Origin of the sequence: Furfurilactobacillus entadae (assembly GCF_045862745.1) — a bacterium.
Classification (GTDB): Bacteria; Bacillota; Bacilli; order Lactobacillales; family Lactobacillaceae; genus Furfurilactobacillus; species Furfurilactobacillus entadae.
The window spans coordinates 134636-147609 of record NZ_BQXN01000002.1; the positions used below are offsets into that span (position 1 = coordinate 134636).

At 48.5% G+C, this 12974-nt stretch carries 11 protein-coding genes; 10 read left to right on the forward strand and 1 reads right to left on the reverse strand.

Going from position 1 to position 12974, the window contains the following annotated elements; genetic code table 11:
• Positions 1-39 precede the first annotated feature (39 nt).
• The 10 genes from ACKTR5_RS01830 (at position 40) to whiA (ending at position 12725) form a co-directional block, all read left to right on the forward strand.
• Complete coding sequence (locus ACKTR5_RS01830; RefSeq protein ID WP_407878704.1) at positions 40-483, forward strand: LytTR family DNA-binding domain-containing protein; 444 nt, start codon at positions 40-42, stop codon at positions 481-483.
• A complete protein-coding gene (locus ACKTR5_RS01835) occupies positions 480-935 on the forward strand; it encodes a DUF3021 domain-containing protein (protein WP_407878705.1) in 456 nt (151 codons plus the stop codon). Before ACKTR5_RS01830 ends, ACKTR5_RS01835 begins: the two co-directional genes overlap by 4 nt.
• Before the next feature lie 307 nt (positions 936-1242).
• Positions 1243-3243 carry an excinuclease ABC subunit UvrB gene (gene uvrB / locus ACKTR5_RS01840; RefSeq protein ID WP_407878707.1) on the forward strand — a complete coding sequence of 667 codons (2001 nt, stop codon included), beginning with the start codon at positions 1243-1245 and terminating at the stop codon, positions 3241-3243.
• A 21-nt stretch (positions 3244-3264) separates the two neighbouring features.
• Complete coding sequence (gene uvrA, locus ACKTR5_RS01845; protein WP_407878708.1) at positions 3265-6132, forward strand: excinuclease ABC subunit UvrA; 2868 nt, start codon at positions 3265-3267, stop codon at positions 6130-6132.
• Positions 6133-6419: 287 nt separating this feature from the next.
• Positions 6420-7754, forward strand: coding sequence for an APC family permease (locus tag ACKTR5_RS01850; protein WP_407878709.1), 1335 nt, complete (start codon positions 6420-6422; stop codon positions 7752-7754).
• Positions 7755-7918: 164 nt separating this feature from the next.
• Positions 7919-9037 carry a YibE/F family protein gene (locus tag ACKTR5_RS01855; protein ID WP_407878710.1) on the forward strand — a complete coding sequence of 373 codons (1119 nt, stop codon included), beginning with the start codon at positions 7919-7921 and terminating at the stop codon, positions 9035-9037.
• Complete coding sequence (locus tag ACKTR5_RS01860; protein WP_407878711.1) at positions 9024-9803, forward strand: YibE/F family protein; 780 nt, start codon at positions 9024-9026, stop codon at positions 9801-9803. Before ACKTR5_RS01855 ends, ACKTR5_RS01860 begins: the two co-directional genes overlap by 14 nt.
• 69 nt (positions 9804-9872) lie before the next feature.
• Positions 9873-10763, forward strand: a complete 891-nt coding sequence (gene rapZ, locus ACKTR5_RS01865) for an RNase adapter RapZ (protein ID WP_407878712.1) — start codon at positions 9873-9875, stop codon at positions 10761-10763.
• A complete protein-coding gene (locus ACKTR5_RS01870) occupies positions 10760-11761 on the forward strand; it encodes a gluconeogenesis factor YvcK family protein (protein WP_407878714.1) in 1002 nt (333 codons plus the stop codon). The genes rapZ and ACKTR5_RS01870 overlap by 4 nt, the downstream gene beginning before the upstream one ends.
• 13 nt (positions 11762-11774) lie before the next feature.
• Positions 11775-12725 carry a DNA-binding protein WhiA gene (gene whiA / locus ACKTR5_RS01875; RefSeq protein WP_407878716.1) on the forward strand — a complete coding sequence of 317 codons (951 nt, stop codon included), beginning with the start codon at positions 11775-11777 and terminating at the stop codon, positions 12723-12725.
• Between the two features lie 78 nt (positions 12726-12803).
• Here whiA and ACKTR5_RS01880 read toward each other — a convergent pair.
• Positions 12804-12974 (reverse strand): IS3 family transposase (locus ACKTR5_RS01880; RefSeq protein ID WP_407878721.1); only part of this gene is annotated, 171 nt, incomplete at its 5' end.

Consider the following 12974-nt stretch of genomic DNA (forward strand, 5'->3'; position numbering starts at 1 on the left):
GTTGGATTAGTCTTAATGATGAAAAAGGGGGGCGACAGCATGAAAGTGACGTTTGACATTGTTAAACAGATGGTTGAACCGTTTGTCACCATTACGGCGATGCAAAAAACACCAGATTTAATTGAATTGGGGCAAACGATTGAAGATTTTTCAACGTTATTAATGATCGAAGGGCACCACGATGACCGAACCGTTAGCATTGCCATTGCTGACGTGATTCGTTTTCATACCGCTGGGAAAAGCGTTGTGTGTGAAACAGCTACGGGGACTTACCAAATTCGTCAGCGCATTTATGAACTGGCGGAGCGGTTATCAAAGCGCTTGTTTATTCAGATTTCAAGTTCAGAAATTGTTCGAATTTCATGCATCAAACAGTTTGACCTGGGCCGTGGTGGCATCTTTTTGGTGCGGTTAACCTCTGATGAGGTGACTTATACCTCACGGCGATATGCACAAACGCTTAAACGGAGGTTACTAAAATGAAAAAAATGGGCGCAAGAATTGGTTTTGGCGTTATCGTTGGCATCACAGTTGGTTACCTGATCGCCTTATTCTTCTCGGTTGTTGAACAAACAAAGTCGTTTTATCCCTCATCCCCTTGGTTCACGCAGCACTTCACGTCGTTAACAACGGCAACACTGGCATCAACGGGGCTATGGATCATGATTGGTGTCATGTTTAGTTTGGCGGGAATGGTCTTTGATCAAGAACGGTGGAGCATCACGAAGCAAACGGTCGTCCACTTTAGTGTGACGTTTGTTTTATTCACACCGTTAGCCATTATCTGTGGCTGGTTTCCACTTAACGTGGGGTGGTTGATCGGCTATACAGTGATCTACGTGGTCGTTTACATTACCATTTGGTTGAGTAGTATGATGAGAGCCAAACAAATCGTCAAGCGGTTAAACAAGTCACTCCCTGATGTGCGGCAATGAGTGACTAAACGGGAATGTCGCGGGCGCCCTAAGGACCGGTTAAACAAGTCAATTTTAGTGTGAACGCATGATGATCCGAACGGTTCGGTCAGCACATCTGATGCTGCCAAACATTCGGATCTTTTTGGGCTTATTTCGTGCGAAAGTATGTTCGCTGTGCTATCATAAATACGCTATCTAAACGCATTCGTGTGACGTGTTTGCCATAGCCGATCGTTTTCGTTGGTCCGGCTTGACAGACCTGTTACACTAATGGGACGACAATAATGATGAACTCGACAACGCACATAAAGGGGGAGACGTTAGGATGATTGAACGTCAAGCTGATCGTAAATTTGACCTTGTTTCAAAGTACAAACCGACTGGTGATCAGCCGGCAGCAATTAATCAGTTGACCACGGGAATCGAGAGTGGCAAAAAGGCCCAGATTTTGATGGGGGCAACTGGAACCGGGAAGACGTTCACGATTAGTAACGTCATTGCCAACGTCAACAAACCGACGTTGGTGCTCTCACACAATAAGACACTGGCCGGACAGTTGTACGGTGAATTCAAGGAGTTCTTCCCCAATAACGCGGTGGAATACTTTGTTTCATACTATGATTACTACCAGCCAGAAGCCTACGTGCCTTCTTCTGATACCTACATTGAAAAGGATTCGGCAATTAATGACGAGATCGATAAGTTGCGGAACTCAGCAACCAGTTCGTTACTTGAACGTAATGATACGATCGTTGTGGCGTCCGTTTCTTCCATCTTTGGTTTAGGGGACCCACACCAGTATAAGGATCACGTCATTTCATTGCGGATCGGGCAGACGATCGAACGAAATGACTTTATGCGCAAGCTGGTCGACATTCAGTTTGAACGTAACGACATTGATTTCCAGCGGGGCCGGTTCCGGGTCCACGGCGACATTGTGGAAGTGTTCCCAGCCTCTGAAGACCAACGGGCCTTGCGGATTGAATTCTTTGGTGACGAAATCGACCGGATGCGTGAAGTTGACGCCCTTACTGGTGAAGTGATCGGTGATCGTGACCACATCACCATTTTCCCGGCGACCCACTTCATGACAAACGATGCGATTATGGATCACGCCATCACAACGATTGGCGACGAATTAACGGACCGATTGGCCGTTTTAAATGATCAGGGCAAGCTTCTTGAAGCGCAACGACTTCAGCAACGGACGACGTATGACCTGGAAATGATGAAGGAAATGGGATATACGAGTGGAATCGAAAACTACTCGCGGCATATGGACGGTCGTGCTCCCGGGGAGCCGCCGTTTACGCTCCTTGATTTCTTCCCGAAGGATTTTCTGATCGTTGTGGATGAAAGTCACGTGACGATGCCACAGGTTCGGGGAATGTACAAGGGTGACCGGTCACGGAAACAAATGCTGGTGGACTATGGTTTCCGGTTGCCAAGCGCGTTGGACAACCGGCCATTGAAGATCGATGAATTTGAGCAACACGTGAACCAGGTTGTGTACATGTCCGCCACACCAGGGGATTATGAACGCGAACAAACGGATACGGTTGTGCAGCAAATTATTCGGCCAACCGGTTTACTGGACCCCACCATTGAGGTGCGGCCAATTATGGGCCAAATTGATGACCTGGTTGGTGAAATCAACAAACGGATCGAAAAGCATGAACGAACGTTTGTAACCACCATGACTAAAAAGATGGCGGAAGATTTGACGGACTACTTGAAGGATCTCGGGATTCGGGTTCGTTATCTTCATAGTGACATCAAAACGCTGGAACGTACGCAAATCATTCGGGATCTCCGACTTGGTAAGTTTGACGTTCTGGTTGGGATCAACCTTTTGCGGGAAGGAATTGACGTGCCGGAAGTTTCACTGGTCGCCATCCTGGATGCAGATAAGGAAGGGTTCTTGCGGAACGAACGGTCATTGATTCAAACGATCGGGCGGGCGGCCAGAAACGCTAACGGCTCCGTCATTATGTATGCAGATTCAATTACCGGCTCGATGCAAGCAGCCATTGACGAGACAAAACGGCGGCGGTCACTGCAAGAAGCCTATAACGAGGAACATCACATCACGCCAACAACGATCGTTAAGCCAATTCGTGATAACATCACGATCACCGCACCGACGGGTGAAGGGCAGCACGAATCGACGTTTAGCGAGGATGATTTTGATAATTTGAGTAAGGCTGATCAGGATGCAATGTTGGCTGGTTTGAACAAGCAAATGCAAGAAGCCGCCAAGAAGTTAGACTTCGAAGAAGCGGCGAACCTCCGTGACACAATCATGGAATTGACGGCCAAACAATAACGGCAACAAGGTAGGGGAAGCATGGCAAATAACGATAAAATTGTGATCCATGGGGCACGTGCCCATAATTTAAAGAACATCGACGTAACGATTCCACGGGATAAGCTTGTGGTCATCACGGGGCTCTCGGGCTCCGGAAAGAGTTCGTTAGCGTTTGATACGTTGTACGCTGAAGGCCAGCGCCGTTACGTTGAGAGTTTGTCAGCGTACGCCCGGCAATTCTTGGGCCAGATGGACAAGCCAGACGTTGATTCGATCGACGGGCTTAGTCCAGCAATTTCGATTGACCAGAAGACAACCAGTAAGAACCCCCGGTCAACGGTGGGAACCGTAACAGAAATCAACGACTACCTGCGGCTTCTCTGGGCGCGGGTCGGCACCCCCATTTGTCCAAACGACGGGACGGAAATTACCAGTCAGTCCGTTGAACAAATGGTGGATCAGGTCCTGGCCTTACCAGAGCGGACGCGGCTTCAGATTCTGTCACCAATCGTGCGGCGCAAGAAGGGCCAGCACACAAAAGTGTTTGAAAAGATCAAGCGCGAAGGGTTCGTTCGGGTCCAAGTCGATGGTGAAACAATGGACGTCGATGAAGTACCTGAATTGGATAAGAACAAGTACCACAGCATCAACATTGTGATTGACCGGATCGTAGTGCGGCCCGACAGCGACAGTCGTAGCCGGCTGTTTGATTCATTTGAAGCAGCGTTACGGTTGAGTGATGGGTACGCCACGGTTGATGTGATCGATGGTGATCCATTACAGTTTTCCGAACACTACTCATGTCCAATTTGTGGCTTTACCGTTGGTGAATTAGAACCACGGTTGTTCTCCTTTAACGCACCAGTTGGTGCCTGCCCAGATTGTGAAGGACTCGGTGTCAAACTAGAAGTTGATGAAGATCTCGTGGTGCCAGACCGGACCAAGACTTTACGTGATGGGGCCTTGGAACCATGGAATCCGATTAGTTCAATGTACTATCCAAGCATGCTTGAACAGTTTGCGGAACAAAACAAGATTGACATGGACACGCCATTTGGCAAATTACCGAAGAAGCAGCGTGACATGGTGTTATACGGAACGACGAAGACCTTCCACTTCCATTACGAAAACGATTTTGGCGGGGTTCGTGACGTTGACGCTGAGTTTGAGGGCGTAATGAACAACATCTCACGGCGTTACAAAGAGACGAACTCTGACTTTACTCGTGACCAAATGCGGCAGTACATGACTGAATTGACGTGTCAAACGTGTCACGGTTACCGGTTGAATCGGCAGGCGCTAGCCGTTAAGATCAACGGCCGGCACATTGGTGAAGTGTCCGAAATGGCCATTAGTGACGAAGTGCCGTTCTTTAATGAACTGACCCTCGGTGAACAAAATCGTGTGATCGCGGAACCCATCGTTAAGGAAATTCGTGATCGGTTAACGTTCCTTGAAAACGTTGGCCTGGATTACCTGACGTTGAGTCGGTCTGCCCGGACCTTGTCTGGTGGGGAAGCCCAACGGATTCGATTAGCCACGCAAATCGGCTCGAACCTTTCCGGGGTCCTGTACATCCTGGATGAACCATCCATCGGACTTCATCAACGTGATAATGACCGGTTGATCAGTTCATTGAAGCGGATGCGTGACCTTGGGAACACACTGATTGTTGTTGAACATGATGAAGATACCATGTTGGCCGCTGATTACTTGATTGATATCGGCCCTGGTGCTGGTGAAAACGGGGGCCGTGTGATGGCCGCCGGTACACCAAAGCAGGTTGCCCGCAGCACGAAATCATTGACCGGGAAGTATTTGTCCGGGAAAGATTTCATTCCGGTTCCGTTAACGCGGCGCACCGGTAACGGGAAGGCAATCGAGTTGAAGGGTGCTTCAGAAAATAACCTGAAGGACGTGGATGTCCGCTTCCCGCTGGGCGAAATGACCGTCGTGACCGGTGTGTCTGGTTCCGGGAAGTCGACGTTAGTGAACTCGATCCTGGAAAAAGTTTTAGCACAGAAGTTGAACAATAACTCGGCTAAGCCAGGAAAGTACCGGAGTGTGGCCGGCATTAAGAACATTGAAAAGATCGTGGACATCGACCAATCACCAATCGGCCGGACGCCACGGTCGAACCCGGCAACGTATACCGGGGTCTTTGATGATATTCGTGACTTGTTCGCGCAAACGAACGAAGCTAAGCTTCGTGGGTATCAAAAGGGCCGGTTCTCGTTTAACACTAAGGGTGGCCGTTGTGAAGCGTGCCATGGTGACGGGATTTTAAAGATTGAAATGAACTTCTTGCCGGATGTTTATGTTCCTTGTGAAGTTTGTCATGGATCACGGTATAACTCCGAAACCATGGAAGTGACGTACAAGGGAAAGAACATCGCTGACGTTTTGAACATGACGGTTTCTGAAGGACTGGCCTTCTTTGCCGCAATTCCAAAGATTACCCGGAAGTTGCAAACCATCGTTGATGTTGGTTTAGGCTACGTTCACCTTGGCCAGTCCGCAACCACGTTGTCTGGTGGGGAAGCGCAACGGATGAAGTTGGCTTCTGAATTACACAAGAAGGCAAATGGGCGAAACTTCTACATTTTAGATGAACCAACGACGGGGTTGCACACGGATGACATTAAACGGTTATTGGGTGTGCTTCATCGGTTGGTGGACAATGGCAATACCGTCTTGATCATTGAACACAACCTTGATGTTATCAAGACGGCCGATCATTTGATCGACCTTGGCCCCGAGGGAGGTGCCGGCGGTGGAACCATTCTGGCCACCGGAACACCTGAAGAAATTGCTGAGGTGCCAACAAGTTATACTGGGCGGTATTTAAAGCCAGTGTTGGAACGCGATAAGGCGCGGACTGTCGCCGCTGCTGAAGCAACAAAGTAACTCATTTTAAATGAATTAAGCTGGTGGTTTACCAGCTCCAAAAGCGCACCTGATGAATCAATCGTGATTCGTCAGGTGCTTTTTTTACATTTAAAGCCGAACGATTCTCGATAAAAATATTGATTTTCATAAGTAATGTGAATACAAAAAAGTTATCATTATTTTTTAATTATCAATGATTGCGCCGGTGTGATGCCTCTGCTACACTTAGCTATATTGAAAGACGCGGGGCGTGATCAGTAAATGATGTGCTGATTACGAACATTCGCGTGAAAAGGGGACCGTGAATGGCAGAAACACAGTTAAAACGCTCATTAGGCCTATGGTCGGCGTTAGCATTAGTGATTGGAACCGTAATTGGTTCGGGGATCTTTTTTAAACAAGCGTCAGTGCTTCAGATGACGGGGTCAACAAATTTAGCCTTGCTGGCGTGGTTTCTTGGTGGGGTCATTACACTTGCCGACGGGCTAACGCTTTCGGAAATTGGATCACAATTTCCGCATACAGGTGGGTTATATCAGTACATGGCGCACATTTACGGTGAGTTATGGGGCTTTTTATCCGGGTGGATGCAGATTATCGTGTATGCACCGGCCATCGTTGGATCAATTGCCGGGTACTTAGGTCTTCTTGTGGTCAACTTCTTTGGCCTGGGAGCCGCGTGGAAAGCGCCAATTGCCATTGGAACCATCGTGGTGATCGCACTGTTAAACATGCTTGAAAATCGTTATGGTGCAGCCTTTGCCATCGTAACAACCATTTGTAAGTTGCTGCCGATCGTTGCCATTATTGTTTTTGGATTATTTTTTGGTCATGAACAAGCAATTGGTGAGACGGTAGCCGGAATTCATCAGAGCGTGGGGAACTTTGGTGTGGCGGTACTGGGGACCATTTTTGCGTACGACGGATGGATTCTGATTACGAACCTTGGTGGCGAGCTCAAACGGCCTGAACGGTTGCTACCACTGGCCATCATCATCGGGATTTTGATCATTATCGTGCTGTACCTTGGCGTGACGTTTGGAATCTTCCGGTCGCTTAGTGCCAATAAAATTAACGAGTTAGGGCAAAACGCCACCGCCTACTTTGCATTGAATGCGTTTGGCAGCTTTGGTGGACGCCTGGTCAACATCGGGATCATGGTTTCAATTATTGGTGCCTTGAATGGAAAAATGATGACGTTCCCGCGGATCTATTACGCCATGGCAGCGAAAAAACAGCTTCCGTTTGCCAAACAAATTGCGCATCTGAACCGCCGGACACAAACGCCGGTGGTGGCGACCTGCATCCTTTTGGTGTTAACAAGTGCCATGATTTTAACGGTGGATACTGACCGGCTTTCGGAACTGTGTATCTTCGTGATGTACAGTTTTTACATCGCCGCGTTTGCCGGGGTGTTCATCCTGCGGCACCGTAATGGTGGTGCGCCACAAGGCTTTAAGATCCCGCTGTACCCGGTTGTCCCGGTAGTCGCCATTCTTGGGACGGGATTTGTGGTGATCAGTGAACTGTGCTTTGATGTCACCGGAACGTTGATTTCGATTATTTTTATTGCGTTGGGGATTCCCCTGTATTATTGGCTCAAACATCACTATGGTAATGATGAAATTGATGTCATTTAATCAAAATTATTTTAAGACGGTGTGGGTAATGAATTTATTTATTACTCATGCCTTTTTTTGTGGCCGGAAGAAACGGGGTGGAACTTTAGTTTTCGTAACGTTTTTAAGTGCCATTGTTGAACGGTGGTAAAATGGGACCAGCATTGACGCAGGAGGTAAAGAAAATGGCGGCAAGACGGCTTCGGCGGCCAAGTTGGTGGCTAACCATCGCGGTAGTTTTACTGGGGGGATTGATGGTGATCGGTGTGGCACATAATGCCCGACTCTATCATCAACCGATCGTTCGAATTACGAAGGTCAATAACGAACGCGCAATCACCCAACGCGATGAATTTCAAAACGATGATCGAACAGTGACACAAAAGCTGAGTGGGGTGGTGCTTAACACCACCCATCGTGGTCAGCATGTGACCATGACAAACGTGACCAGCCTATCTGGGGCGGAGGATCAACGCTACCACGTTGGGAGTCAGGTGTTTATCTCCACCCCTCACCGTGGACAACAACCGACCATTTCGGGCATGAAACGGGATGTCGTCATCGCATTACTTGCGTGGCTAGTTGTCAGTTTGCTCCTCCTGGGAATGCAATTTTCAGGACTAATGGCCATTGTCTCTGTGAGCGTTAATGCAGTGCTCTTTTTTGCGGCCATTAATTTACAGCTGTCCCTTAAAAACGGGAATGTCTTTGTCATCTTTAGTTTTGTGGCAGTTCTCTTTGCCGCGCTCACGCTGTGGTTGGTTTTGGGCTGGCGAAAGCAGACTTTGATTACGCTCATTGCGACACTGAGCGGAACGGCCTTATCCATCATCATTAGTTTAATCGTGTTTGCAGTGACCCATGAACGGGGAATGCATTACGAGGGGTTGCAGTACGTCACGACCTTGCCGCGGCCACTATTTTTAGCGGAGACCTTAATCGGCTCACTAGGAGCGGTGATGGACGAGTCGACTGATATTGTGGCGACTTTATTTGAGCTGCATAATGAACGACCAGATCTTTCGCGCCAACAACTCTTTGTCTCCGGCCGTAACGTTGGCCGCTCGATCATGGGCCCACTGATTAACGTTCTGTTTTTAATTTTTGTGGCCGATACGTTTCCACTGACGCTGCTTTACCTCAAAAACGGAAATAACTGGGGCTATACATACCGAATGAACATGTCGATGGGGGTCTTTCAAAGTTTGATTAGTGGACTGGGGATCGTGTTAGCGATTCCGGTTGCTAGCTTTGTGGCAAGCCGCCTCATGAAGAAGGGACAGACAGCAAATGACAACGTTTAGTGTGTTAGCAATTTTACTTTTTTTAGCGATGTGGGCTGTCGGTGGTAAGCAGGGGGCGATTGCCTTTTTAAGTTTAGGGATTAATTTTGGTTTGCTCTTTTTAACCATTGTTTTGGTGCAATTTCACTTACCGCCACTCCCCGTTACGTTGGTGGCCGGGACGGTGATCCTTGCTGTCACAATCTTTTTTGGAAACGATGACGACAATAGCACCACAACGGCATTTTATGCGGCCGTTGTGGTGATGCTAGTGCTACTATTACTGATCATTCCTGTCGAACACTGGGCTCAGGTGGCCGGCTTCGGGGATGAAGATAGTGAAGATTTAGAGGGAATGTCGCTCTACATTGGGATTTCGTTTCTAAAGGTTGAAATCTGTACCGTGGTGCTCAGCACGTTGGGCGCAATTGCTGAAGCAGCCATGGCCATTTCCGCGGGCTTAAGTGAGATCGAGGAACAACAACCCACCATTACCGGGCGGCGCCTGTTTGGTGACGGTCTGAACGTCGGTAAACAAATCATCGGGACAACGTTGAATACACTGTTCTTTGGTTTCTTCGGGGGCTTTTTGGCGCTGTTCATTTGGTTTGTCGGCCTCCATTATTCAATTGGCCAGGTCTTTAACGATAAGGTGTTCGCGGCGGAACTCATTATGGTTTTACTGTCATTCATGGGCGTCCTGGTAACGGTCCCCGTAACGGCCGGTGTTGCGAGCTGGCGGTGGCACCAGCATGCCGTAAAAATGCAAGATCTGGAAAATAAGTAAGTAAAAGTCATAAAATGACACACCCGGTATGTTATACTGATTCGTGACGAAACAAAGGAGAAGTGGACGATGACACAACAACTGGACTTGGTAATTATTACTGGAATGAGTGGCGCGGGGAAAACTGTGGCAATGCAGAGTTTTGAAGACCTCGGCTATTTTGTGATGGACAACATGCCCCCCAAATTATTACCCAAGTTTTGGGAACTTGTGCGTCAGTCCGGAAAGGTTCATAAGGTCGCACTGGTCGTGGACCTGCGCTCTCGTGAATTTTTTGATGACCTACAGGAAATGCTGGCGATCTCCAGCAGCACAGGCTCGGTAAAGACCTCGGTGCTCTTTCTTGATGCGTCTGATGGCGAACTGGTGGCGCGGTATAAAGAAACGCGGCGTGCTCATCCGTTAGCAATGGACGGCCGGGTTTTGGACGGCATCCACCAAGAACGCGCGTTGCTTTCTGAAATGAAGGCGCGGGCAGAATATGTCATTAACACGGATGACCTCACCCCGCGGCAACTTCGTGAGGAGATCTTTTCTCAGTATGCTGAAAAGGACGATCAGGCCACAGAGTTTCACATTGAAGTGCTGTCTTTTGGGTATAAATATGGCTTGCCAATTGACGCTGATGTAGTGATGGATGTGCGGTTCTTACCGAACCCGTATTACATTGACACCTTGAAGAACCTGACCGGAAAAGATCAGGCCGTTGCTGATTACGTTATGAAACAACCGGCAACAGAATCCTTCTACACCCATTTTTTGGAGCTGCTTCAATTGATCATGCCCGGTTATGAACGTGAAGGGAAGAGTAGCTTGACGGTTGCAATTGGATGTACGGGTGGTCAACACCGGTCAGTTGCGATTGCTGAACGTTTGAGCCATGACTTAGCGGCGGATTACCGGGTCAACATTAGCCATCGTGACATTGATAAGCGAAAGGAAACGGTGAATCGGTCATGAAATCTGCTGAAAAAAGACGGCCCCGGGTCGTCGTGATCGGTGGTGGAACTGGCTTACCCGTTGTGCTGAACTCACTCCACAACCAAGACGTCGATGTTACCGCCGTGGTGACGGTCGCTGATGATGGCGGCTCGTCTGGTATCATTCGCAATTACATTAACGTGGTGCCGCCTGGAGACATTCGAAATGTCATGGTTTCGTTATCACAGCTGTCACCCGTTGAACTGGCAGTCTTTCAATACCGGTTTGGGGCAAGCGATAACTTCTTTTCTGGTCACGCGATTGGAAACTTGATCATCGCGGCATTGACGGAAATGGACCACGGGGTGTTTGACGCGGTTCAGGAATTGTCCAAAATGATGCGGGTGGACGGACACGTTTATCCGGTGGCAAACGAACCACTGGTATTACACGCAACGTTTACAGACGGGACATCGTTGGCTGGTGAAGCAGAGATTACCGCTGCTCATAAACAGATCAAACGGGTGTGGGTCACGCCACAGCCGGATGCAGCTGAAGCAGTGGCGACGGCCATGCCAGCAGTTGTTGACGCCATCATGGGCGCGGACATGATTGTCTTGGGCCCTGGAAGCCTGTTCACTAGCATTCTGCCGAACCTCATGGTCAGTAACGTCGGTGAGGCGATGCGGCAGACCAAAGCGGAAGTTGTGTACATTTGTAACATCATGACGCAAAAGGGTGAAACGGACGGGTTTACGGATGCTGATCACGTGCAGGTGATCGATGATCATTTGGACGCGCACGTCGTTGATACCGTGTTGGTTAACACTGCAACGGTGCCGGAAGATTATATGGATTGGAAACGCTGGAACGAGGTCTCAACGCAAGTAACGGCAAACCCAGCCGGCTTGACGGCGTTAGAAGCCCACGCCATTCGGGCTAACCTGCTGGAATTGCGGGATGCCGGTGCGTTTCACGATGGTCACAAAGTGGTGGCCGAGCTAATGAAAATGTTGGCTGATAAACAATTAGATTAAAGGGGGCGCACACATGTCATATGCAAGTGACGTCAAAAAAGAATTGACGGGACTTCGCGTCCACGAGGCAAACGGAAAGGCCGAACTGATGGCCTTGATCCGGATGAACGGCGCGGTTAGCATCGTTAACCACGCGTTCATTTTGAACGTTCAAACGGAAAATCCTGCGATTGCGCGGCGGATCTACACCTTGCTCAAGCAATTTTACCGGTTGGAAGCAGAATTAATTGTCCGTAAAAACGTTAAGTTAAAGAAAAATAATATGTATGTCGTTCGGTTAAAGACTGGGACACAGCAGGTGCTGAAGGATCTTCATATCATGGGCGACCTTGGGATTGAAGCAGTTGTTCCTGATGGCATCTTGACGGATGACAGTGAAGTCCGGTCGTACATTCGGGGGGCCTTTTTGGCTGGTGGTTCCGTTAATAATCCGGATACAAGCCGGTATCACCTTGAAGTTTATTCACTGTATGAAGAACAGAACCAACAGATTTGTGAATTTATGAATCGCTACGGCCTCAATGCCCGGATGACCAACCGACGGAGCGGATACATCACGTACCTCAAAGAAGGCGAAAAAATTGCCGACTTTTTGACGTTGATTGGTGCCACAAACGCCATGCTGAAGTTTGAAGATGTGCGGATCATGCGCGATATGCGAAATTCAGTCAACCGGTTGGTGAACTGCGAAACGGCGAACATGGAAAAGGTGGCCTCCGCCAGTTCCCATCAAATTGAGAACATTGAGTACATTCAGTCACGGGTTGGCTTGAGTCAACTACCTGAAAAACTTCAGGCCATGGCTGAAACCCGGTTAGCTAACCGGGAAATTAGTTTGAAGGAACTGGGCGATCTGGTGCCCGGTGGCCCGATTTCTAAGTCCGGGGTTAACCACCGTTTACGGAAAATCAATGAATTTGCTGATAAGTTGCGCGAAGGCGGCGACGCCAGCGTGTCCGCTTAATACATTAAAAAAAGAAGCATCCACCATCTTATCTGTGTGACGTTTACCCAAAAAGTTGGAACTAAATAGTTTTGTTAATTAGGCAGTTAATTGCCGCTCGAAATCGAGTGGTGATTGACCGCCTAATTTTATTTGAATTCGCTTCTGATTGTAATAATTAATCCAGGAATTGATTGCTTTGGTTAGCTCTGAGGCGTTTGCGTATTGCTGTAAACTACCAATTTCAACTTTTAATTTACCAAAGACAGT

Coding starts and splice junctions, on each gene's coding strand:
- ACKTR5_RS01830 (WP_407878704.1), top strand. CDS start 40: ATGAAAGTGACGTTTGACATTGTTAAACAGATGGTTGAACCGTTTGTC.
- ACKTR5_RS01835 (WP_407878705.1), top strand. CDS start 480: ATGAAAAAAATGGGCGCAAGAATTGGTTTTGGCGTTATCGTTGGCATC.
- uvrB (WP_407878707.1), top strand. CDS start 1,243: ATGATTGAACGTCAAGCTGATCGTAAATTTGACCTTGTTTCAAAGTAC.
- uvrA (WP_407878708.1), top strand. CDS start 3,265: ATGGCAAATAACGATAAAATTGTGATCCATGGGGCACGTGCCCATAAT.
- ACKTR5_RS01850 (WP_407878709.1), top strand. CDS start 6,420: ATGGCAGAAACACAGTTAAAACGCTCATTAGGCCTATGGTCGGCGTTA.
- ACKTR5_RS01855 (WP_407878710.1), top strand. CDS start 7,919: ATGGCGGCAAGACGGCTTCGGCGGCCAAGTTGGTGGCTAACCATCGCG.
- ACKTR5_RS01860 (WP_407878711.1), top strand. CDS start 9,024: ATGACAACGTTTAGTGTGTTAGCAATTTTACTTTTTTTAGCGATGTGG.
- rapZ (WP_407878712.1), top strand. CDS start 9,873: ATGACACAACAACTGGACTTGGTAATTATTACTGGAATGAGTGGCGCG.
- ACKTR5_RS01870 (WP_407878714.1), top strand. CDS start 10,760: ATGAAATCTGCTGAAAAAAGACGGCCCCGGGTCGTCGTGATCGGTGGT.
- whiA (WP_407878716.1), top strand. CDS start 11,775: ATGTCATATGCAAGTGACGTCAAAAAAGAATTGACGGGACTTCGCGTC.